The sequence below is a fragment of the Psychrobacillus antarcticus genome, from assembly GCF_029533155.1.
GTDB classification, from domain to species: Bacteria; Bacillota; Bacilli; order Bacillales_A; family Planococcaceae; genus Psychrobacillus; species Psychrobacillus antarcticus.
The window spans coordinates 75,393-97,022 of the sequence record NZ_JAIZDB010000037.1; the positions used below are offsets into that span (position 1 = coordinate 75,393).

23 protein-coding genes, 16 tRNA genes, 2 rRNA genes, 1 pseudogene and 1 other annotated feature are annotated in these 21,630 nt (G+C 38.0%); of the genes and pseudogenes, 8 read left to right on the forward strand and 34 right to left on the reverse strand.

Annotation, left to right across the window (positions count from 1 at the left end):
- Positions 1 to 895: 895 nt before the first annotated feature.
- Positions 896 to 1,615 (reverse strand): MarR family transcriptional regulator, encoded by a 720-nt coding sequence (locus LDK52_RS17090; protein WP_277587145.1) that lies wholly within the window; start codon positions 1,613 to 1,615, stop codon positions 896 to 898.
- Between the two features lie 300 nt (positions 1,616 to 1,915).
- Between LDK52_RS17090 and LDK52_RS17095 the strand changes: the two genes are divergently transcribed.
- Positions 1,916 to 3,451: an FAD-dependent monooxygenase gene (locus LDK52_RS17095; RefSeq protein ID WP_277587146.1), complete on the forward strand. Its 1,536-nt coding sequence runs from the start codon at positions 1,916 to 1,918 to the stop codon at positions 3,449 to 3,451.
- 528 nt (positions 3,452 to 3,979) lie between these two features.
- Here LDK52_RS17095 and LDK52_RS17100 read toward each other — a convergent pair.
- Both LDK52_RS17100 and LDK52_RS17105 read right to left on the reverse strand, forming a co-directional pair.
- The gene (locus LDK52_RS17100; RefSeq protein ID WP_277587147.1) at positions 3,980 to 4,423 is read right to left on the reverse strand and encodes a hypothetical protein; all 444 of its coding nucleotides are present in this window, start codon (positions 4,421 to 4,423) and stop codon (positions 3,980 to 3,982) included.
- Positions 4,424 to 4,570: 147 nt separating this feature from the next.
- Positions 4,571 to 4,990, reverse strand: a complete 420-nt coding sequence (locus tag LDK52_RS17105) for a VOC family protein (RefSeq protein WP_277587148.1) — start codon at positions 4,988 to 4,990, stop codon at positions 4,571 to 4,573.
- Positions 4,991 to 5,206: 216 nt separating this feature from the next.
- On the opposite strand from LDK52_RS17105, the pseudogene LDK52_RS17110 reads away from it, so the two are divergent.
- Positions 5,207 to 5,470, forward strand: a pseudogene (locus LDK52_RS17110) (tyrosine-type recombinase/integrase); the annotation flags it as partial.
- A 66-nt stretch (positions 5,471 to 5,536) separates the two neighbouring features.
- Here the strand turns inward: LDK52_RS17110 and LDK52_RS17115 are convergent.
- The 7 genes from LDK52_RS17115 to queG form a co-directional block, all read right to left on the reverse strand.
- On the reverse strand, positions 5,537 to 5,764 hold the full coding sequence (locus LDK52_RS17115; RefSeq protein WP_277587149.1) for a hypothetical protein: 228 nt from the start codon (positions 5,762 to 5,764) through the stop codon (positions 5,537 to 5,539).
- Positions 5,765 to 6,334: 570 nt separating this feature from the next.
- On the reverse strand, positions 6,335 to 6,553 hold the full coding sequence (locus LDK52_RS17120; protein ID WP_277587150.1) for a hypothetical protein: 219 nt from the start codon (positions 6,551 to 6,553) through the stop codon (positions 6,335 to 6,337).
- Positions 6,554 to 6,581: 28 nt separating this feature from the next.
- Entirely contained in the window at positions 6,582 to 6,857 is a 276-nt protein-coding gene (locus LDK52_RS17125) for a hypothetical protein (RefSeq protein ID WP_277587151.1), read from the reverse strand.
- A gap of 167 nt (positions 6,858 to 7,024) precedes the next feature.
- Positions 7,025 to 7,858 carry an aldo/keto reductase gene (locus LDK52_RS17130; RefSeq protein ID WP_277587152.1) on the reverse strand — a complete coding sequence of 278 codons (834 nt, stop codon included), beginning with the start codon at positions 7,856 to 7,858 and terminating at the stop codon, positions 7,025 to 7,027.
- Between the two features lie 39 nt (positions 7,859 to 7,897).
- A complete protein-coding gene (locus LDK52_RS17135) occupies positions 7,898 to 8,080 on the reverse strand; it encodes a hypothetical protein (protein WP_093538562.1) in 183 nt (60 codons plus the stop codon).
- Positions 8,081 to 8,448: 368 nt separating this feature from the next.
- Positions 8,449 to 8,922 carry a tRNA (uridine(34)/cytosine(34)/5-carboxymethylaminomethyluridine(34)-2'-O)-methyltransferase TrmL gene (gene trmL, locus LDK52_RS17140; protein WP_277587153.1) on the reverse strand — a complete coding sequence of 158 codons (474 nt, stop codon included), beginning with the start codon at positions 8,920 to 8,922 and terminating at the stop codon, positions 8,449 to 8,451.
- Positions 8,923 to 8,934: 12 nt separating this feature from the next.
- Positions 8,935 to 10,074, reverse strand: a complete 1,140-nt coding sequence (gene queG / locus LDK52_RS17145; RefSeq protein WP_277587154.1) for a tRNA epoxyqueuosine(34) reductase QueG — start codon at positions 10,072 to 10,074, stop codon at positions 8,935 to 8,937.
- Between the two features lie 55 nt (positions 10,075 to 10,129).
- On the opposite strand from queG, the gene LDK52_RS17150 reads away from it, so the two are divergent.
- From LDK52_RS17150 to LDK52_RS17160, 3 genes are all read left to right on the forward strand, one after another.
- Positions 10,130 to 10,795: a B3/B4 domain-containing protein gene (locus tag LDK52_RS17150; RefSeq protein WP_277587155.1), complete on the forward strand. Its 666-nt coding sequence runs from the start codon at positions 10,130 to 10,132 to the stop codon at positions 10,793 to 10,795.
- Positions 10,796 to 10,822: 27 nt separating this feature from the next.
- Positions 10,823 to 11,881 (forward strand): ATP-grasp domain-containing protein, encoded by a 1,059-nt coding sequence (locus LDK52_RS17155; RefSeq protein ID WP_277587156.1) that lies wholly within the window; start codon positions 10,823 to 10,825, stop codon positions 11,879 to 11,881.
- Between the two features lie 439 nt (positions 11,882 to 12,320).
- Positions 12,321 to 13,286, forward strand: a complete 966-nt coding sequence (locus tag LDK52_RS17160; protein ID WP_277587157.1) for a quinone oxidoreductase family protein — start codon at positions 12,321 to 12,323, stop codon at positions 13,284 to 13,286.
- A 300-nt stretch (positions 13,287 to 13,586) separates the two neighbouring features.
- Here the strand turns inward: LDK52_RS17160 and proS are convergent, their stop codons facing one another.
- Positions 13,587 to 15,026: a proline--tRNA ligase gene (proS, locus tag LDK52_RS17165; protein WP_277587158.1), complete on the reverse strand. Its 1,440-nt coding sequence runs from the start codon at positions 15,024 to 15,026 to the stop codon at positions 13,587 to 13,589.
- A 50-nt stretch (positions 15,027 to 15,076) separates the two neighbouring features.
- Positions 15,077 to 15,293 (reverse strand) — a binding site (T-box leader).
- Positions 15,294 to 15,477: 184 nt separating this feature from the next.
- Here proS and LDK52_RS17170 point away from each other — a divergent pair.
- Together LDK52_RS17170 and LDK52_RS17175 are read left to right on the forward strand one after the other, a co-directional pair.
- Positions 15,478 to 16,260: an alpha/beta fold hydrolase gene (locus LDK52_RS17170; protein ID WP_277587159.1), complete on the forward strand. Its 783-nt coding sequence runs from the start codon at positions 15,478 to 15,480 to the stop codon at positions 16,258 to 16,260.
- 188 nt (positions 16,261 to 16,448) lie between these two features.
- Complete coding sequence (locus LDK52_RS17175) at positions 16,449 to 16,820, forward strand: VOC family protein (RefSeq protein ID WP_277587160.1); 372 nt, start codon at positions 16,449 to 16,451, stop codon at positions 16,818 to 16,820.
- A 59-nt stretch (positions 16,821 to 16,879) separates the two neighbouring features.
- On the opposite strand, the gene LDK52_RS17180 is transcribed toward LDK52_RS17175, so the two are convergent.
- From LDK52_RS17180 to LDK52_RS17200, 5 genes are all read right to left on the reverse strand, one after another.
- Entirely contained in the window at positions 16,880 to 17,341 is a 462-nt protein-coding gene (locus LDK52_RS17180; RefSeq protein ID WP_407081833.1) for an SRPBCC family protein, read from the reverse strand.
- A 19-nt stretch (positions 17,342 to 17,360) separates the two neighbouring features.
- The gene (locus LDK52_RS17185; RefSeq protein WP_277587161.1) at positions 17,361 to 17,729 is read right to left on the reverse strand and encodes a DUF1801 domain-containing protein; all 369 of its coding nucleotides are present in this window, start codon (positions 17,727 to 17,729) and stop codon (positions 17,361 to 17,363) included.
- Between the two features lie 130 nt (positions 17,730 to 17,859).
- Positions 17,860 to 18,255 carry a VOC family protein gene (locus LDK52_RS17190; RefSeq protein ID WP_277587162.1) on the reverse strand — a complete coding sequence of 132 codons (396 nt, stop codon included), beginning with the start codon at positions 18,253 to 18,255 and terminating at the stop codon, positions 17,860 to 17,862.
- A gap of 118 nt (positions 18,256 to 18,373) precedes the next feature.
- On the reverse strand, positions 18,374 to 18,643 hold the full coding sequence (locus tag LDK52_RS17195) for an SRPBCC family protein (RefSeq protein ID WP_277587163.1): 270 nt from the start codon (positions 18,641 to 18,643) through the stop codon (positions 18,374 to 18,376).
- 3 nt (positions 18,644 to 18,646) lie between these two features.
- The gene (locus tag LDK52_RS17200; RefSeq protein ID WP_277587164.1) at positions 18,647 to 18,826 is read right to left on the reverse strand and encodes an SRPBCC family protein; all 180 of its coding nucleotides are present in this window, start codon (positions 18,824 to 18,826) and stop codon (positions 18,647 to 18,649) included.
- A gap of 168 nt (positions 18,827 to 18,994) precedes the next feature.
- Here LDK52_RS17200 and LDK52_RS17205 point away from each other — a divergent pair, with 168 nt between their 5' ends.
- A complete protein-coding gene (locus LDK52_RS17205) occupies positions 18,995 to 19,399 on the forward strand; it encodes a nuclear transport factor 2 family protein (RefSeq protein WP_277587165.1) in 405 nt (134 codons plus the stop codon).
- Positions 19,400 to 19,483: 84 nt separating this feature from the next.
- Here the strand turns inward: LDK52_RS17205 and LDK52_RS17210 are convergent.
- The 18 genes from LDK52_RS17210 to LDK52_RS17295 form a co-directional block, all read right to left on the reverse strand.
- A tRNA-Leu gene (locus LDK52_RS17210) sits at positions 19,484 to 19,566 on the reverse strand.
- A 29-nt stretch (positions 19,567 to 19,595) separates the two neighbouring features.
- Positions 19,596 to 19,669, reverse strand: a tRNA-Cys gene (locus tag LDK52_RS17215).
- Positions 19,670 to 19,681: 12 nt separating this feature from the next.
- A tRNA-Gly gene (locus LDK52_RS17220) sits at positions 19,682 to 19,756 on the reverse strand.
- 6 nt (positions 19,757 to 19,762) lie between these two features.
- A tRNA-Gln gene (locus tag LDK52_RS17225) sits at positions 19,763 to 19,834 on the reverse strand.
- Position 19,835: 1 nt separating this feature from the next.
- Positions 19,836 to 19,911: transfer RNA gene (locus tag LDK52_RS17230), tRNA-His, on the reverse strand.
- Between the two features lie 34 nt (positions 19,912 to 19,945).
- Positions 19,946 to 20,021 (reverse strand) — tRNA-His (locus LDK52_RS17235).
- Positions 20,022 to 20,046: 25 nt separating this feature from the next.
- Positions 20,047 to 20,120, reverse strand: a tRNA-Trp gene (locus tag LDK52_RS17240).
- Between the two features lie 10 nt (positions 20,121 to 20,130).
- Positions 20,131 to 20,214 (reverse strand) — tRNA-Tyr (locus tag LDK52_RS17245).
- Positions 20,215 to 20,221: 7 nt separating this feature from the next.
- Positions 20,222 to 20,297, reverse strand: a tRNA-Thr gene (locus tag LDK52_RS17250).
- 9 nt (positions 20,298 to 20,306) lie between these two features.
- A tRNA-Phe gene (locus LDK52_RS17255) sits at positions 20,307 to 20,382 on the reverse strand.
- A 194-nt stretch (positions 20,383 to 20,576) separates the two neighbouring features.
- A tRNA-Asp gene (locus tag LDK52_RS17260) sits at positions 20,577 to 20,652 on the reverse strand.
- 3 nt (positions 20,653 to 20,655) lie between these two features.
- A tRNA-Met gene (locus LDK52_RS17265) sits at positions 20,656 to 20,730 on the reverse strand.
- A gap of 152 nt (positions 20,731 to 20,882) precedes the next feature.
- Positions 20,883 to 20,958, reverse strand: a tRNA-Val gene (locus LDK52_RS17270).
- Positions 20,959 to 21,012: 54 nt separating this feature from the next.
- Positions 21,013 to 21,087, reverse strand: a tRNA-Glu gene (locus LDK52_RS17275).
- Between the two features lie 22 nt (positions 21,088 to 21,109).
- Positions 21,110 to 21,201, reverse strand: a tRNA-Ser gene (locus LDK52_RS17280).
- 5 nt (positions 21,202 to 21,206) lie between these two features.
- Positions 21,207 to 21,281 (reverse strand) — tRNA-Asn (locus tag LDK52_RS17285).
- Positions 21,282 to 21,289: 8 nt separating this feature from the next.
- A 5S ribosomal RNA gene (rrf, locus tag LDK52_RS17290) occupies positions 21,290 to 21,405 on the reverse strand.
- Between the two features lie 118 nt (positions 21,406 to 21,523).
- Positions 21,524 to 21,630 (reverse strand): 23S ribosomal RNA (locus LDK52_RS17295); the annotation flags it as partial.

Below are 21,630 nucleotides of genomic sequence, written 5' to 3' on the forward strand. Positions count from 1 at the left end.
CGTTTGAAGTTACCTCCAGCTTTTCCCTTCTCCGCACGGAACGTGATAGTTTCCCGTCATTCCGCGTTCCATCTAGCAATGGTTTTAGTCATTATAAGTTTCAAGTTACTCTTCCTCGAAGAGCTTACACTGTGGCATCATTTTGCTATGAAATGATGTTCCCACGTCCTTACCCGACCGGTGAAATGCACGGCTGAAAAATAATTATTACCTATCGCTAGACTTTGGGCTGTTCCTCCACCTCGATTACAGAGGTTTCACTGGTCGTACCCCTCCCCTCATAAGGACAAATGCATTTTGCCATAAGGCTTATAGCAACCGTTTCAGGTGACAGCCCTTGAATCAACGTTCCTTACTTTCCAAGTACCTTACAACGTAGCTATACATGCTAAACGTAGGTGCTTCCTTTAAGCCTGTGAACTGGATACCGCCATTGTTCGGTATAGTGTATTTCAGAGGGTGCATTTTTACTTTACATCATTCACCCCATCGTTGGATGGGACACAAGTTTCCCCCTGTTCTAATTTTAGACCTGTACCTTCGGAAGTTCGTCCGTTCCTTTATGTAGGAACTATTCTCACCATATTTAGTTTTTCAGCCATGCGATCTATCTTCGGCATACCTTTTCCATAAGAATGGCTTCAGCGTATTTCAACCGAATCTAACTGTGCTTCACACCACACCCCATGACCAGTCAATCAGGACGCATGCAGGAGTATTGATGGGATAGTTTCAGGAAACATGGCTCCGTCATTCCTATCCTCCGTTGTAAAGTTGAAATTTATTTATATAAATCTCCAGTATTTTCATGCCAGAAGGCGCTTATAACAGAACTTGTCACGCGCACCCGTTAGTGCAATAAGGAAAACCACCTTTATACTTCACACAGCTAACTCTACTCATTATAGTCTGAAAAAAAAATTTCTTTTAAGATCGTTTTTGCTTTTTTTAAGTTACGTGATTCTAGTTTATTGAGCATTTCCATGATCTCATTCATTTCTTCAGCAACAGAGTATGAATGACTGACCTTGCCAGTGTCTAACTCTTCCCTTTCATTTGTTTGTACTTCCTCTTGACTATGTGTATTTTTTCCCTCGCTTGGCGTAGTATTTATCCAAGAAGTTTTTAATACATCACTTAATACCTTAAGGGTAGTTCCCAATTCGTCTTCCGTATATTGTTGTAAGAAACGATTAATTCCGCTATCAATTTGCTGATGCAAATCTAGATGCAATTTACATATCTCTTTACCTAATGGCTTTGTACGGAACAGAATTTCTTTTTTGTTATCTGGAAGTGTTTCCATAATGATTATTTCTTTTTCAACAAGTTTTCTCGTAATTTTAGAGATGCTCCCCCTTGATATCCCGAATTGTTTTGAAATGGTTATGCCGTTTACAGGCTCAAGTCTTCCAATTGCATCTAGAACATGCAGCATCAAAGCAGTCATTTCTTTTATTAATTCTGTGACTACAAGATTAGTGCTATTCTGTATCAACCACTGTTTTTCTTCATCATCTTCCGATTGTATTTTATACTGCAAATCTTTTGCGGTTTCCCACACTTCCTTGATTAAATATTCTTTTATTTGCTTTTGGGTTGTATTATTATTCACTGATTTTTTCCTCCGTTGAGTAGCTTAATACCATTATACCAAAGAAATAACACAAGCAACAATTTTAGTTTCTTGGAAACAATATTGACAAAGGGATGAGTAGTAGTTATTATTGTTTCTAGTTAACATTTTGTTTCTAGTTAACAAAAAAGAAGATAGATCAAATTTTTTGCATAAGGATATTCGAATACATAAAGCATTACCGGTTGAAATATATTGTTTGCCATTAAAAAGAATGCGTAGAAATGAAAATCATGGAATGTTAAATTTCACACTTTAAAAAATAGGAGGTTGATTCATTTGACAGAAAAATACGATATCGATGTACTGATAGCCGGGGCAGGACCAACAGGCTCCACGTTAGCTGCAGATTTACTTCGACGCGGAATTAGTATCCGATTAGTAGACAAGGCATGCCATTCCTTCAAAGGCTCTCGTGCGAAGGGAGTCCAGCCGAGAACCCAAGAGATATTTGAAGACCTTGGCTTACTGAAAGAAGCTCATGCTGAAGGGGGAACCTACCCACTTATGGGGATACATTTCGGACCGATTATTGTACCATTTCGGATGCAAAAACAAAAAAAGGTGACTCATGATGTGCCGTACCCGAATGTTCTATTACTGCCCCAACATCGTACCGATGCTATCTTACATCGCATGCTTGACCGCTTCGGACTGAATATTGAGTTTGACACTGCGATTATTGGTTTTGAGCAGGATGACGACGGGGTAACCACAACTCTATCATCTGGGGAGAAAATTCGTAGTAGGTATCTTGTAGGAGCTGACGGCGGTTCTAGTACAGTCCGCAAGACTGCTGGTATTCGTTTCATCGGAGAGACCAACGAAGAGGACCGCATACTTATCATCGATGGCACGATAAACGGGCTATCACGCAACAGATGGCATATTTGGCCACGTACACACGGGAAACGGGTTGCAGCATGTCCTCTACCACACTCCGATCAGTTCCAGATAATGATTCGACTAACACCAGACGAATCAGTAGAATTTGACGAGACTGCGTTAGCCATCAAGTTCCAAACACTCACAGGTTTTCAGCTTAAAGACATTACTTGGACCTCAGTGTTCAGACCAAATGTCCGACTTGCAGAGCATTACTGTTCTGGCAGGGTCTTTCTTGCTGGAGACGCTGCTCACGTCCATACACCAGCTGGCGCCCAGGGTCTAAACACCGGAATACAGGACGCTTATAACCTCGGTTGGAAGCTCCAACAGGTCATAAAAGGTGCATCTGAGAACCTCCTAGAGAGTTACGAAGCAGAACGGCAGCCAATTGCCGCACACGTTCTTAGAAAATCTAGTGAGCTTTACTCTAAAATCGACAATAAACATCTCTCAGGACTTAAACGTGGGGATGAGGAACGACAACTCGGAATTTCATACTACGGTGGACCACTAGCACCTGCTAAAAGCTCTGCTACTAAAACTCTACGTGTTGGCGACAGAGCGCCGGACGCAACTTGTGTAGGGGCAGAGGGTCTAACCCGATTATTTGATGTCTATCGGGGTCCACACTTCACCTTGCTAGCCTTCGGAACCAATGCGGTAAAAGCACTCTCTGAGTTGAATTGGCCGATTGGTGGTGCCGAATTACATCACTACATCGTAGGGAACGGAATCGGAGTTGACAACAACCGCCTCGACGATATAACAGGCAAACTGAGCAGTATTTATGGCATTACAGGTGATACATTAGTGTTAATCCGACCAGATGGTTACATTGGGAGCATTATTACTAATGACTGGCTGTCTACCTTCAATAACATTGTCAGAACGTTTACCATACAGTCCAGCGCGATCCACCCAAACTGAGGATTACGTTGGTCATTCGTGAGATGCAGTATGTACAGAAATTCCCCACCATTCTGTCAATTCTATTCCTCCATTCGCTAAAGTAGCAATTTAGCGAATGGGGGATTTTTAAATAAGAATACTATTTTTAAACGACTTTATTGTTAATTAAACAAGTTTATTATCCCGGACATTTAACCATTGTATTTGATATATACCTCCAACCTCTTCTTACTGCTCAAAGCCATTTTAATTATAGTGGAGGCCTTCATTTTCCTCTTCTCTTGATTTAGAACCGTGAGCGAAACAACCTTTCCATCATGGATATGAGTGGTTTTTTAAATTCGTATTGCTATAACTTAAAATTTACTTATAGAGTGTTATTTCAGAAAATGGCTTGATTGTTAAACACAAGTTTAACATCATTATTAAACAAAATTGCTTCGTTAGTTTAATAAGAAAAAAGAGCCACCTAAGCAGCTCTACGATCTTTCACTAAAGCAACCCGTTATTTTAAGTTCACTAATTCACTAACTTTTGTTTTCAATTTCATTTAGATTGTTTAATCCAAATTTTCCAATCAGAAATCCCTTCAACTTCAAAAATGTTTAAATCACCAGCAACTGGAACCTCGCTTTTAATATAACCCACTTCATATCCAAATTCGTCACTGATAATTACGGTTTGAATGTCTTCACTATCCTCAAATGGTCCATTCATTTGAACTATTTCTTTAGCTACCCATTGACCATCTTCTTTACGAACCTCAGCTACCCAAATATCCTTATCATTCATTGCACCTCTAAAAACAATTAAAACTAACTCTTCATTCACTTTATGAGAACCATACACATTTATTTCTCTTTCATCGTTTCCAACCTCTATCGTCTTTAAAGCATCTTCTGGATTATTAACTAAATTTTGATTACTTTCAGTACACCCTATAAGTAAAAAACTAAATGAAATAACTATAATGATTAATTTTGACTTCATTTTTTCACCCTTTCCAATTATTAAAATAGGTACTCGGTTCATTACAAATCAATTACACTAAACTGCCCCTATAGTTGAATAAGAAAAGGGTACTTGACCCCTAATTGAAGTAAAGCACCCGTTAGTTCAACAAGAAAATAGTTCTTTCTATAGCTTGATAGGATATTTTTCTTTGAAAGTTAGACTTAATTCACTCCACACATCAAATTTATTACCATCTAAATCAAAGAAAATAAAGTTCCTTCCAGAGTGTCCTCTGTTTTCAATTTCACCAACTCTTATTTCTTTATCGGTAAAATCTCTATGTATTGCCTCTAATGCATTTAGCCCATTAACTTCAAATGTTATAGAAAAACGTTCTACACCATAACAATCATAGAAGTTAGAACTTTGATTTTCTTTAGATTTAACAAGAAAAATACTTTGGTCTGCAAAATTAAGAATCGCTTTACCTTCGTCTTTATAGCTTAACTCTGCCCCCAATTTGTTTACATACCATTCATAAGAATTTTCTACATTAGTTACTGGAATATAAGTAGTTCCTACCCTTAGCAACTTTTCGCTCATTCTATCGACTCCTTCCAATATCTTTAACAGATACTTTCTCCATTTATGTATTTTTTTCCTTCAAATCTCCTTTTTTTCTTATTGATACAGATAGGTAAGCTTTTGATGTTATCGCCAGCTTTTCCCCCTGTTCACACCGTACGTGCGACTTTCACCGCATACGGCGTTCCAACTAAACCAATCTATTCTTTCTATGTATAAGCAGACGAGTGCTAAATTTTTGTAACAGCCAGACAGCCACATAAAATGAGCGTCGCCCAAATGCGATACATCATCAAGCGGATCTCCAATCGTGCGGAAATTAATAAAGAAATTCATCCACACCAACTTAGACACAGTTACGCAACTCATTTGATGAATAATGGAGCTCCTATTGAAGTCATACAAAGTCTTATGGGGCATGAGAAAAGTGAGACAACTAGGATCTACGCTCAATTAAGTGGAAGGCTAAGGAAAGAGTATTATCAGAAATACTTTTAAATATAAAGGAGCAACGACATAATGACGTTGCTCTATTTGACTAACGCACCGGTACTTCAATATACTTTATGTTTTTTTGAACCATTTTATCAAAGAAACAATTATGACCATAATAAATGTAATCGTTATAGAGTATTCCAAAATCTTAGAGAGATATTCTGGATAAGGAATTTTCCAACCCGAATACATTCCATTAATATCCTTTGATGTTCCCGTTCTATTAACCAATACCAACAATGCTGAAAAAGAAATAATAAAAGAATATATAGCGGTTTTAACTAAAGTTTTTTCCACATTCTTCCCCCCCTATTAATCTTTTTCTCCACTTTACATAAAATCCCATTTAAGCTATACTGCCCCGTTAGTTTAAGTGCAAAGTTTCACAATCTCTATAAATCTTTTTTACTTAAATATCCGATGACCATGGGAACCCATTTCATATACATTAATGGTAATTCAACCTTTTCCTTTAACAGAGCCTATTTTAAAAAACAATTATTCCGATAATGAATAGCGTTCGGTTTTATTCCACTTAATAAAGTTGTAGAAAAATTGCCAAAGAAGCATCACAAAACAAAAGCTCGAGAAAATGATAAATATATAAGTTGGCCATTCTCCAAATTTTCTTATCACAATGAGACTAATTATTGCAAAAGGAACTGACCAAAGTGTCCGTATCCATTTTCTTCTATAAGTTAGCTTATGATAAACAAACACTAAACCCCTATCTACTTTTCCCTTATTTTTGTATACTTTTGATAAAATAAAACTTAATAAATAACATAAAAGTAAAATTACAAACATTATCAAGTAATCTGCACTAGAAATAATACTCACCCCTTTATTTTTATCAATTTCTTAATGTTATTTCATCATCTCATTAAACATATAAAGATTGTACATTGCAGGGATAAGCAAGCTGATCGCAAGGCAAATTACTGCTCCTAGTTTCGATTGTCTAGTTAAGCGAGCATCACCTTGTTTTAAGTGTTGGAAAAAAGAAAGTGTAAAGTAAAAACATAATATTATAAATGCGGTAGAAAAGATTCCTAACCAATTTCCGGTTCCCATTAAATTTTCCATCTATATTCCTCCTAAAAATGTATCTTAATTACTGAAGAAAAATCGCAATTAAGAAAAATAAAATCGCCAATCCTATTTCTTTTCCTGTAGTCTTCTTACTTTCTTTTTGAAGATAGCTTTTGAGTGCTTCAACAATTGAGTTAATACCTACCAATACAAAAACTAATTTTACATAGAAAATATCGATATCGTTTAAAATGGCCATTACTAGCATTGCAATCATCAACACTATTAATAATAGCTTTAGTGTTACGAATGGTGCGCCACTTTTCTTCTTGTTCGTCTTCTCAAAAAATATACTCATATTATTGACCCCATCTAAAATGTTATTAATCTATATTATTAATACGCCAAAATATGTAATAGGTTTCAATTTTGAGTAATATTTTCCATTCCATACAAAAACACGATAGTTATCCTTCTTGAGCAGAAGATATACTATCGTGTAGTTCGATTTTATTTTAGGACCGGTTATTCAAAACTAAAATTATCCGGATCTTTACCAGTACGTTCGTTTAAATTAAGTGCATCAATATTTTTCATATCCTCGAATGATAACTCAAAATCATACACATCCATATTCTCAGCGATTCTAGATGGATTTTCTGACTTAGGAATAACGATTAAATCATGTTGCAGATGCCATCTTAGAATTGTTTGCGCAGTCGATTTGCCATACTTGGCACTAATACGTTGAAGTGTTGGCTCTTCTAATATCCGCCCCCTCGCCAGTGGTGACCACGATGTAATGGCGATTCCTTGCTCTGCACAATACTCACGTAGATCAAATTGAGTGAGTCGCGGATGACATTCAATTTGGTTGACCATTGGTTGAATGTTCGCTTTAACAGCAATTGCCTCCAAATGGTGTTCATGATGATTCGCTACTCCAGTTGCACGAATTAACTTTTCATCATATAGACGTTCTATCGCGCGATATGTATCTACAAAAGTTTCTTTAATTGGCCAATGCGTTAAATATAAATCTACATAATCCATTCCCAATAATTCCAAAGAGTTTTCAAAGGCCCTCAGTGTTTGATCGTAGCCTTGATCTGTATTCCACACTTTTGTTGTTATGAATATGTCTTTTCGTGGAACACTAGATGATCGAACAGCCTCTCCTACTTCTTTTTCATTGGCATACAAACTTGCTGTATCAATATGACGATAGCCATAATCCAATGCACTTGTAATTGCTTGGATAGCAATATCTGATTCGGTTAACTTATATACGCCTAACCCCAGTCTTGGCATCTCTATTCCATTAGCTAATTGTTTCGTTGAATGTATATTTAGAGTCATGTTTTTCATCCTTTCATATGAGGAAAAACGACTGATAAATCAGTCGTTTTCTCTTTTCTTCATGGAAGAAGTATCTTCGGATTGAGCCGGATCAGATACACGATTATCCTCTTCTAGCTCTTTATTGTCCCGCATTCTATCCATCTGTTTTCCTAGTTGTTTTACTTCTTCCATATTTGTTGCCATTGAACCGTTCTCTGGACCATTTTTGAATTCATTCATATCAAAAATCACTCCTTTTCTTTATGTTAGTAGAATATTTGAAAGGTTGCAACATTCAAATGAACGATTTTCGTCAAACTTCATTTTCGCATTATTTCTTTTTCAAACAAATTAGGGTATACTAAGTGCATAATACTATAGAGGAGGCACTCCATATGAGCTTAATTCTTATTATAGGTGTTTCTGTTTCATTCCTTGTTGCAATGTTCACAGCAGGATACGATGACAAACCAGGTGCATCTGAAAAGTAATTTAGTATTAAAACGGACGAGTCATTTATGACATCGTCCGTTTTTTTATCTATCTAGCTTCAGCGCCTAGCCCCTTGTGTCGTTTCAGAATGGCGGATAAAGGCTCTTGCGCTTTTTTTAGTGTAAATTAGGATAGTTTTGCTGACGTAATGCTTCATAGATTAGTATTGCTGCTGTGTTTGATAAATTTAGCGAACGAATATTATCATTCATCGGAATTCGTAAAGCACGATCAGGATGTGCGTCGATAAACTCGCGTGGCAATCCTTTTGTCTCCCGCCCAAAAATAAAGAAATGATTTTTTTCTGAATCACTAAAATCAAATGTAGTATGCGGCTTAGCACCAAACTTTGTGATTAAATAGTATTCTTCTTTTGGATGTGCTGCAAAAAATTCATCTAGCCCATCATAATAGGTAATATCAACATGCTCCCAATAATCTAGTCCAGCTCGCTTTAACATCTTATCGTCTGTCGAAAAACCTAAAGGGCGGATTAAATGTAATTTAACTCCTGTTCCCGCACATGTTCTAGCTATATTGCCTGTATTAGCAGGTATTTCTGGTTGATATAAAACAACATTAATACTCAATTATTCCACTTCCTAGTTCTCAATTGTATAGTATGATAGCCCTTTTCGAATTTCTTCTAGGACCTCTTCTATTTGTTCATTTTGTTCAGCCTCTTTAAGTGCAAGTAAGCCTTCTTCTGTATTTATTTTACCTATAGCCCATGCTGCTGTGCCTCTGATTACTGGCCTAGCATCATTCTGCATTAAATCTATAAGTGTTGGAATAGCTTCTTTCTCTTTAAAATGGGCCAGCGCAATTATCGCATTTCGTTGAATTGGATTCTTCCCTCTCCAAGCACCGGACATATGGCCATACGTTTCTTTGAACGTGCGATTTGTCATTTTCAAAAGTGGTAGGAGCAAAGGTTTCACTAACTCGGGATCAGGCTTAAAGGCATCATGGTGAAGATTAGCTTTCCCTTTGTTTTTTGGACAAACTGTTTGGCATGTATCACAGCCATAAATTCGATTGCCTATTTTCGCTCGAAATTCATCTGGAACCATTTTCTTCGTTTGCGTAATAAAAGCAATACAGCGCTGTGCATTGAGTTGACCACCTTGTATTAATGCTCCTGTTGGACAAACATCTAAGCATAACCGACAATCTCCACATTGGTCTTCCATCTGCTCACTAGGGGAAAAAGGAACTGACGTAATCATTTCACCGAGATAAACATAGGAACCAAATTCTGGGGTAATTATCGCACAGTTTTTCGCACTCCATCCAATACCAGCTCGCTCGGCTACTGCTCGGTCAGAAAGTTCTCCTGTATCTACCATAGAACGAAGTTTAGCATCAGGTATATGGGATAATATATATAATTCCAATAGTGCTAACTTTTCACGTAAAACTGTATGATAATCTATACCCCAAGATGCCCGTGCAAAGATTCCTCGTCTTGCACCTTTCAAACTTTGTGGAGCATTCTTCATTTTGGAAGGGTACGCAATTGCAATAGATATAATACTGTTAGCTTCTTCAGAAAGATTTTTAGGATGTACTCTTTTCTCTATATCAGACTCTTCGAATCCGGAAGCGTAACCTAACTCCTGCTGCCTGATTAATCTATTTTTTAATTCATGAAATGGAGAAACAGAAGTAAATCCAATTTTATCAATTCCAATGGATGCTGCGTAATCTATGAGGTCTTGTTGAAACTGATTGATATTCACAAATGTTCTCCTTTCTTATGCTACACTATAGAAAATAAGTGTGAGGATGGTTGATATGTCAGTAAAATTGGATGATTCAATTGTTAAAATAGAGCCTACATTTAAAATAGGCATTATTCATTATACCAAAATTGTTGTTACTTCTTCGCCTCAAATGCTTAAAGGACGTCTTCAATTATTTCAAGAACAACTTTTCTTTGAGATGGATGACAAAGTCGTAACAGATTTCGACGGGATCAAAGAATGGAGAGCTCTTTGGAAAAAGTTCGGAGCAGATCCAAATCGTTATCGCCCTTCTATGGAAGCTATGTACAGAAGGATTGCAAAACAAAATTATATCACACCTATGCATTCCGCTGTAGATTTAAACAACTTCTTCTCTATGCAATATGAAATCCCAATGGGAATCTATGATGTCGCTAAGATTCAAGGTGACATAACGCTAATAATTGGCAATGAAGATACAAAATATAATGGGTTAAATGGCAGAGAAAATAAATTACACAATATTCTTACTCTGCAAGATGACATAGGACCATTCGGGAGTCCATTTGTAGACTCTGTTCGGACCGCTGTATCTGAAAATACAACTACCGCTCTCCAGGTTGTATTTCTACGTCCTTCGATCAGTAAAGAGGATGGTGAGCAATTGGTTACTTCCATGGGGACAATGTTCACGCAAATCCATGGTGGAGATTTTGATATAACTATTATTGGTTAGTTACTTATAAATTAAAGGAGAATAATAATGGTGCTTAATATTTGGTTTAATAGATGGTTTTCCACGTTGTCACATTATATGGAGTTGATCCGACATAACCCCGATCAACAGGAATTTGTTATTTACGGCACCCATCCTAATCCGGATACTGTGTATTTTAATTATTGTGATGTGTCTGGTACAGAGCCAGATATTGAAGGGGAAGAATATATCCAGTTTTGTTTAGACTACTGCATTCAAAATCAAATTCATATATTTATTCCACGAAAAGAAAATGTACTCATTTCCCAACACTTAGGCAGATTTGAAGAAATCGGTGTGAAAGTGTTGGTTTGTCCGGATGGTGATTTAATGGCCATGGTAGATGACAAAGCAGCGATGTATCAATCTTTACAGAACCAAGAAAATGACGGCAATTTTATCGTGACTATTCCTTCCTACCGAGTTGTTAACAACGCGCAAGACTTCCAAGAGGCCTATGAAGAATTAAGTACAAATAATACAAAACTATGTATTAAACCTGTAATTGGAGAAGGAGCAAGTGGATTCCGTATTATAGATAATGAGGCAGATACTATTCCTTTTATATTCAGGACAGCTTCTTCCCAAAAGATTTCCTATGAAACAGCTTTTAAGATTTTACAAACGCAGGAACATTTTCCGGACTTAATGGTTTTAGAATATCTTGACGGCTATGAATATAGCATTGATTGTTTAGCCGATGCAGCTGGAAATTTACTTACGGCAATACCGCGAAAAAAAGGAAATGGACGTATTAGGGAAATTGAATACAATATAGAATTAATCGAAATGGCTAATAAAATGGCTGCACAATATAAAATACCCTATGTGTTTAATATCCAAGTAATATATAAAGACGGCATCCCCAAGCTATTAGAGATTAACCCCCGCATGAGTGGTGGATTACATATAAGCTGTCTTGCTGATATTAATTTCCCCTATTATGCAATAAAGTTATTACTAGGTGAAAAATTGGAAGCTCTGTATCCTAAGTTTGGGCTGAAAGCAACTCATATAGAGCAGGCCGTAATCTTGTCGTCGGAAGATTTTACTGTTTTAGTTTAAGTTAGCTAATTTACATTGATTTCCGCTCCAACGTACTTTCTTGTTTCGAAGCTAGCGCAGCGACGCAGAAGCAGGCGGACGCTTTCCATGGGTACGGCTTCAATCTCCTCGCCAACCTGACGTTGGCCACGAAGGCGAATTTCGGCGATTTAGTGTGAAATGTTACACGTTAAACTAAAAAAACAGATTTGAAGAACAGATGAACAATAAATCACCAGGTTAGTTGAAGTATGTTGTTTAAGAGCTGTGCAACAATTGGACCATATTATTGAAGAATGGATTGTACTGATATTATAATCAGTTAAATATTAATCACTGTGAACCATATCATAAGTAAATGAGGTTTTTCTCCTTCCAAAAGGAGAGAAACTGATTTGCATTTCCAATCGTAATTTAATTTAATTTCGATTGGAAAAATATATAAGAGGAGGTCATTCATTTGAAAGCTCTTGTGTTGAATACATTCGGAGGACCGGAAGTACTAGAATATCTTGAAATTGCGGACCCCGTTATCGGGCCTGATGAAATATTAGTAAGGATGAAAGCAATTGGTTTGAATTTTGCAGATATTTATAGAAGAAAAGGAAACTATCATCTTGCTGGTAATTCCCCGTTTATTTTAGGTTATGAAGGGGCAGGAGTCGTTGAAAAGACGGGATCTAATGTCCAAGGAATCAGCATTGGCGACCCTGTTGCATTTGCCGATGTCCCATATGCTAACGCGGAACAAGTGGCAGTTCCGTGGGAAATGGCAATTCCTCTTCCAGAGACCATTTCATTTGAAGAGGCAGCTTCCGTTTTGCTACAAGGCTTGACCGCCCACTATTTAACAAAAGATAGTTATGCCGTTAAGGAGAATGATATAATTCTGGTTCATGCGGCAGCAGGGGGCGTTGGACAGCTACTCGTCCAAATTGCAAAGCTCCTTGGTGGAAGGGTCATTGGTTTAACCTCTTCTATGGAGAAGGCATCCGCAGCTAAGAAAGCTGGAGTGAATCAGGTTTTCTTGTACTCGGATGATTGGAAGGGAAAAGTTTTAGAGGAAACAAACGGAAAAGGTGTAGATGTAGTCTATGACTCAGTAGGCTCCACGCTCGAAGACAGTTTTGCAGCAACTCGCATTGGGGGAACGGTTGTATTTTTTGGAATGGCAGGAGGAAACCCAACTCCGGTTGACCCAAGAATGTTGATGGATACGTCAAAGACTTTGACTGGTGGGGACCTTTGGAATGTTCTTACTTCCCGTGAGGAACGAGAAGCCCGTTCAGCCGAGTTGTTCCGTTGGATAGAAGATGGGAAAGTAACGGTATCTGAGCCAACGGTATTTGCACTACGAGATGGCCGCAAAGCGCATCATTTTCTAGAAAGTCGAAAAAGCACGGGGAAAATTGTATTAAGACCATAAAATGATAAGCTATGTTGACGAACAGGGAAAAGTTCTCGTGTTTTAAGTCGAGAACCGTACTTTATTTTACTTTTATTTGAACATATAGGAAAAAGAATCAGGGTTCTCCTTACAAGACTTTTGTACTTATTCACCACCGACAGTGATAAACCTCATTTATATCGTAATAATGGGAAGGTTTAATGAATAATTCTAACGAGTTTTCATTTTTCAACAACCGATTGCTTTATTAGAATACACAGGAAAAAATCAACCATCTAATATGCAATGGTTGATTTTTTTGTTATATCTACTATTTAATTAGTACGAACGACCGAACCATACTGTATGTTTCGAATCTTTCCCACAGTTGATACATGTAGTTTTTTCTGCTGGTGGGTTGAATGGAATATTACGTGTCGTAAATTTAGTTTCATTTTTCACATTCTCTTCACAAGCGTCATCTCCACACCATCCTGCAAGAATCCATCCTGGAATTTCTCCATTTTCTGTTGAATCCGCAAGATGTTGCTTTAACTGCTCTAGAGTATCCACATTTGTATGGGAGTTCTCATCACGGAAAGCACGAGCTTTTTCAAGTAAGCGTGTTTGCATTGTAGTTAATTCTTCCTCAATACGTTCTACTAAAACAGCAATTTCTACTGACTCTTTTTCGGACAGGTCACGTACTTTGATCAGTGCTTGATTGTTTTCTAAGTCACGAGGTCCTAATTCAATACGAACTGGAACACCTTTAAGCTCCCACTCGTTGAATTTATAACCTGGTGATTGATCTGAATCATCCAGACGAACACGAATACCTTTTGATTTTAATGCAGCATAAAGCTCCTCTAATTTTTCCATTATTGCTGGGTTCTTCTTCCAAGGACCGACTGGTATTAGCACTACTTGAGTTGGAGCAACACGTGGTGGCAATACAAGCCCTTGCTCATCACCATGGACCATAATAACCGAACCGATTAAGCGAGTTGACGTTCCCCAAGATGTTGTATGCACATGCTGATGTTTGTTTTCTTTATTCAAATATTTAATATCAAATGCTTCTGCAAATTTTGTTCCAAGGTAATGAGATGTTCCAGCTTGAACCGCTTTCCCATCTTTCATCATAGCTTCGATTGAATACGTATCTACAGCTCCTGCAAAGCGTTCGGAAGGCGTTTTTTGACCATCGTATACAGGAATAGCTAATAGCTCCTCTACAACCTCTTTATAGATGTTAAGCATCTGCATTGTTTCTTGACGTGCCTCTTCTTCATCTACGTGAGCTGTATGCCCTTCCTGCCATAAAAATTCAGAAGTACGGATAAATGGAAGAGTTTTCTTCTCCCAGCGGAACACGTTTGCCCATTGGTTAATAAGAACTGGCAGATCACGATAACTCTTAATCCAATCCGAATACAAATGACCAATCATCGTTTCTGATGTTGGACGTAATGCTAAACGTTCTTCTAATTTTTCACCAGCTGCCTCTGTTACCCAAGGAAGCTCCGGAGCAAATCCTTCGATATGATCCTTCTCTTTTTGGAAGAAAGATTCAGGAATTAGCATCGGGAAATAAGCATTACGATGTCCTGTTTCTTTAAAACGTCTATTCATTTCATCTTGAATATGTTCCCAAATTTCATAGCCATCTGGTTTAAAAGCAATACACCCACGAACAGGCGTGTAATCCATTAAATCTGCCTTCTGAATTGTGTCGATATACCATTTAGTAAAATCGTTTTTCTGTTGATTTGTCATTTAAATTCCTCCTATTGAATTGAATTAAAAAAGCACAAAGCCATCCTCGTTAAAAGGACGTCTTTGTGCTGAATAGACGTGGTACCACCTTAGTTTAGCTTAAAATAATTTTAAGCCCTCTAAACGTTTGGTAACGAAAACGAATCGGTTATGTTTGCATAACATCTCCGTGATAGGTTTCAATAAGAAGTGGTGGTATAGCTCTCAGCGGACGCTTTACTTTCTGTTTCACAATTCTTATCTACTTGGTCACTTCGCAGAATGTATTACTAATAATATACCAAATAACCTACTTTAATACAATGTGGATTAAGGCATGCCTATAATTTTCTATTTTATATAATAGTGGAGCAAAGCTATTTGGAAGTTGTGGATCGTATTTTGCCATTCACCCATATGGTTACTATTGAGTATCTTATACTTGAAATACTTTTTTTATGGAGGAATCAGTTTGGGATACTTTGTAAACGTAGAACAAGGTGTAAATTTATATGTAGAGGATATAAATCCAAATGCTACCAAGACAATTGTATTTTTACATGGTTGGCCATTAAGTCATGAACAATTTGAATATCAGTTTAATGTCCTACCATCAATGGGATACCGCTGTATTGGTATTGACTGGAGAGGATTTGGAAAGTCAGATAAACCTATGAGTGGCTATAATTTCGACAGACTAGCGGATGACATTCTTTCAGTAGTTAAAGCACTCCAACTAAATAATTTCACACTAGCCGGCCATTCTACTGGTGGAGCAATTGCAATACGCTATACTGCTCGTCATAAAGCATACGGTGTATCCAAGCTAATCCTAATAGATGCTGCGGCTCCCATTGGATTTACACAGGAAGCTGCGAACAAACTACTAACAGAAACACTAAATGACCGCCCCAAAATGATGCAAGGTGTAACGGATACTTTTTTCTTTCAATATATTTCAATACCATTCTCCAAATGGTTTACAGGGTTAGGGCTAAAGGCAGCAGGATGGTCCACCGCAGCCATCATCAACACGCTGAGAGATGAAAAGCTTGATAAGGACTTCCCTAAAATTACGGTACCTACATTAATCGTCCATGGGGTACATGATAAGGTTATCCCATATGAACAAGCTCAAATACTTAACAAAGCGATAAAAAATTCGCAGCTTGTTCCATTTCACTACAGTGGGCATGGTCTTTTCTATGATGAACGAGAAAAGTTTAACGAGCTTGTAAAGCAGTTTGTTGGATAGATGGAGGCTTTACATTATACTTACAAAGAATTAGTCCACAGGAGAGCTAACTAAGCTAGCCTGTCGACTTTTTTGATATTCCACTGAGATTCACAATAAGTAGAAAATATTGTTAAACTAACTTATACTTATAAATGATTTAGTCTTTATTTATTATCATAGCTATTAAATATGAAAGGTGGAGAACCATGAAACTAGGCGCATTTTCTGTAAGTTTAAATGTTAAAGATATTAATGCTTCCAAAGCATTTTATGAAAGCCTTGGATTTCAAAATTTTGGAGGTGACATTACTCAAAATTGGTTAATCATGAAAAATGAAGATACCATAATTGGTTTGTTCCAAGGAATGTTTGAGAAGAATATTCTAACTTTTAATCCTGGATGGAGTGGCAATGCCGAAAATCTAGAGTCATTCACTGATGTTCGTGAACTTCAAAAACAGCTGAAACAAAAAGGAATAAAACTGCTGACCGAAACTGATGAAACGACAGAAGGACCCGCAAGTATTATACTCGAAGATCCAGATGGCAATCAGATTTTATTAGATCAACATAGATAAATTAATGATACATGAAGCAGGTACATATTTAGTTGAACCCGCTTTTTTATTTGTTCGTTTTATACATTAGCATCAGGAAACTTATCTGCAACAAGATTTAACACAATATTATGCTCAAGTAATGCCTTCAAACCGCAAAGAACAATCGTATATCCTCCTGTTGAGTCTATTACTTGATTTACTATTTCAGCTGAATTACCCTTAAAGCCATAATTTTTAATCTCAATAAATGTTCCTTCTGTTTCCCTTGATGTAAAAAGCCATTCAACAGTTGTATCATCATCAAATTGGATGAGAATTCGCTTGTTTTGTTCTATTTCCTTCACTTCGAGCTCTGCCGAAACTCCATACATCTCCCAATCCCAACGAATATGTTTTCCCTTTTCTAATCTTCCATTGCTCTTAGTAAACCAAAATTTTGTCGTAATAGCTGGATCAATACAAGCTTCAAACACTTCTTCTATTGGCTTTCTAATAAGCATTCCTACATTTACAGTTGAAATTTCACTTTGGTTAGCCACTTTATTCTCCTCCTTAGTATTATCCTTCATTTAAAGCAATACCTTCTTGAATAAGAGAGATAAAAGCATCTGATTGGATATCATCCATTTTTGTAATTCTAATATGTCTCATTGTTTTCCCCGAACCCTGCAATAAATTGTTTATATCTATTTCTACCAGTTCATTTCCTTTTTGAAAACCTAAATTCACATGTTTTTTCGCTGTTTGTAAATAACATACTAATCCTTTATATGAATAGTTAGGCATCGACCATTTAAATTCTTCTACAAGAGCGGGAGATGCGTCTAGAATTATTTTTCTTAACTTCTCAGTAATGCTTTGAATATCATCAGGTAAACCTTCAATAAACTTATCAACTTCTGAAATTGTCCTTGTGTTGTTTTCCATAGTTTATCTCCTTTTCTAGTCCTTACTATTTTAGCGCATTATATATAATAACTGCTAAGTGACCTTTCTTTTAGCCGATAAAAAAGACGCTCGAGATTATAATAACCTCAAACGTCATTAGTAATAGATTCTACTTTGCATTCTTATCTGGCTGATGAACACCAAAAATATTTCCTTCAGTATCAACATAATACCCCTGCCAAGCCATTCCAGGTAGTGCATACTTTGGCAAAGCTAATTTTCCACCATGTTCAAGAATTTTAGCTTCCGTTGAATCGTAATCTTCTACACCCAATGTACAAGAGAAACCATTCATAGGCTGGTTTTGTTCTGGAGGAGGCGTTCGACGTTTTATTAAAGCTCCATCAATACCAGGTTGACTTGCATCACCAGTAATAGCCCCAAAGTAAGGCATTCCAGCATACTCAGACCAGTCTTCAAATTTCCACCCAAATATCTCTCCATAAAACTGCTTAGCACGTTCCATATCATCCACATGAATTTCAAAATGAACTAATCTTCCCATAATTCCCCTCCTATTATTAAAAACAGGTACACCTTCTTTAATAGTGTAATAAAGATTGAAAATTAAATCAATTTATACTAGGGAATATCCTCTGACTGGTAACAGAATTATATTTGAATCATTTCTCTAAGTAAGCTATCAATGCATCCAAATCCTTTGCAGACGCTTTCTTAAAGATACCAACCATCATTTTACCGAAAAATTTAGTTATGCCAGTGAGTCCTTTTATTTCTCCGGTCAACGTAATCTCTGTTAGGTTATTAGATGATGTAACTAGATAAGTAAAAATATATTCTCCTTTACCAGTTGTTCCTTTCGTTCCATCACAGCGTAGAACGATTTTATCTGACTCATTCAGTTCAGCAACTTCAAAGTGTTCAGTAGCCACTTGTCAATACATCTTTCTAGATTCCTTCCACTGACTTCCCACTTGCATTGGTCCATCATCCAATCGTTCGATTCCTACAAGTCCTTGCATCCAGTGATTCGCCACTTCAAGATCAAGTAAACCATGATATACTTGTTGCTTAGATACTTGGGTAGTTCTTTTCACTTCAAAATTAATGCTCAAAAAGTTAGCCCCCAAATTGTTTTCTAAAGTATATCATATTGGCATATAGACTTTACTCGATTAAGATTATTTAAAAGTATCACCTATTCTCACATTCAATACGAAGATTGACATGAACTTTTCTATAACTTAAACTTCTCTAAAAAGTAAAACTCTAATCATGAAAGGATGAGTACGTTGAGTAATCAGCAACAGTCGAATTCCCTCTCACTAAAAGAAAAATCTATATCTTTTCTTCAGAAAGTAGCATCTGGCAATATTCGAGAAGCAAACCAGAAATACATAAGTCCTGACTTTCTTCACCATAACCCATTTTTCCCGGGCGATTCCAAATCCTTAATGCTAGCGATGGAAGAAAACGCCACCGAAAACTCTCATAAAAGTCTTGAAATAAAACTTGCGATTCAAGAAAATGACATGGTTACGGTATACTCACACATAAAGCAGAACCCAGAAGATCTTGGATCAGCTGTAGTACATATCTTTCGTTTCAAAGATGACCAAATCGTAGAAATGTGGGATGTAGGTCAACCAATTCCAAAGGATTCTCCTAATCAGAATGGCATGTTCTAATAAAAAATGAAATACAAAAAAACACTCACCAATGTTGACTAAACAACTTTGCGAGTGTTTTTTGTAACGTGTTTATTCTAATAATACCGGTGGCCGGGGTCGAACCGGCACATCCAGAGGATACGGGATTTTGAGTCCCGCGCGTCTGCCAATTCCGCCACACCGGCAAAATAATACTAGGCAGTTATTTAAAAATTGGAGGCGGCAACCGGATTTGAACCGGTGGTAGAGGTGTTGCAGACCTGTGCCTTACCACTTGGCTATGCCGCCGAAAAAGAGTACTGGAGCGGAAGACGAGGTTCGAACTCGCGACCCCCACCTTGGCAAGGTGGTGTTCTACCACTGAACTACTTCCGCAGAAAACTGGGGTACCTGGATTCGAACCAGGGCATGATGGAATCAAAATCCATTGCCTTACCGCTTGGCTATACCCCAATGGGGCGACTGAGGGGAATTGAACCCCCGAATGCCGGAATCACAATCCGGTGCGTTAACCACTTCGCCACAACCGCCACAAATAAAAAAAGAGCTAACTATTAAGGGATATGGGGCGACTGAGGGGAATTGAACCCCCGAGTGCCGGAATCACAATCCGGTGCGTTAACCACTTCGCCACAACCGCCACTATTAAAAGTTAAATTATAAATTGGCAGGGGCAGTAGGAATCGAACCCACATCAAAGGTGTTGGAGACCTGTATTCTACCGTTAAACTATGCCCCTAAATAAAAACTGGTGGTGGGGGGCGGATTCGAACCGCCGAACCCGAAGGAGCGGATTTACAGTCCGCCGCGTTTAGCCACTTCGCTACCCCACCACTAAAGTGGTGCCGGAAAAAGGACTTGAACCCTCAACCTACTGATTACAAGTCAGTTGCTCTACCAGTTGAGCTATTCCGGCATATAAATATGGTGGCTCAGGACGGAATCGAACCGCCGACACAAGGATTTTCAGTCCTTTGCTCTACCGACTGAGCTACTGAGCCATTTCAGTTTGCACTAAGCGGCGCATCTCTTCGTCAACTTCACTCGTTCAATCAGTTACGTACTTTAGTACGCTCCTTCTTTCACTCACTCGTTTCCTTGACCTGCTTGCTTATTCCAAACTTTTAATCGATTTGTGCTAAGCTGTGAATCTCTTTGTCAGCTTCTTGCTTATCTCAAATCTCAAAAAAATAAATGGCGGTCCCGACCGGGATCGAACCGGCGATCTCCTGCGTGACAGGCAGGCATGTTAACCGCTACACCACGGGACCATTTGGTTGCGGGGACAGGATTTGAACCTGCGACCTTCGGGTTATGAGCCCGACGAGCTACCACTGCTCCACCCCGCGACAATAAAATACTTACAAACTTTATAATACTACGCTCGTAATATGTAGGACACCTGCTTCAGCTGCGCCTGCATCGGTGTTAATCGTCATCTTCGTTTGACGATTTGCTCCACCCGCGACAATACTATATCTACTGATGTTTCTAAAAGAAATGGTGGAGGATGACGGGCTCGAACCGCCGACCCTCTGCTTGTAAGGCAGATGCTCTCCCAGCTGAGCTAATCCTCCTGGGTAAATTTACGATAATCTTCGCATCTCTGCGTCAACTTTATTGAAATGAAATGGTGACCCCTACGGGATTCGAACCCGTGTTACCGCCGTGAAAGGGCGGTGTCTTAACCGCTTGACCAAGGGGCCATACTTTTTTAGAAAACTAATCTGGCGGAGAGCAAGGGATTTGAACCCTTGAGACAGTTTAACCCGCCTACACGATTTCCAATCGTGCTCCTTCGGCCACTCGGACAGCTCTCCTAAAATGGCTCCGAAGGTAGGACTCGAACCTACGACCAATCGATTAACAGTCGATTGCTCTACCACTGAGCTACTTCGGAATAATACCGCCTAGCGACGTCCTACTCTCACAGGGGGAAACCCCCAACTACCATCGGCGCTGAAGAGCTTAACTTCCGTGTTCGGTATGGGAACGGGTGTGACCTCTTCGCTATCGTCACTAGACATTATTAATTTGAAAGACAATATTTATTATACCAAAACTATGTATTAATACAAGCCTTTTTTATAATTTTTTTGTACTTTCAAAACTGGATAAACGACATTGTTACGTTAAACAAATTTGGTTAAGTCCTCGATCGATTAGTATTCGTCAGCTGCACGTGTCGCCACGCTTCCACCCCGAACCTATCTACCTCATCGTCTTTGAGGGATCTTACTTACTTGCGT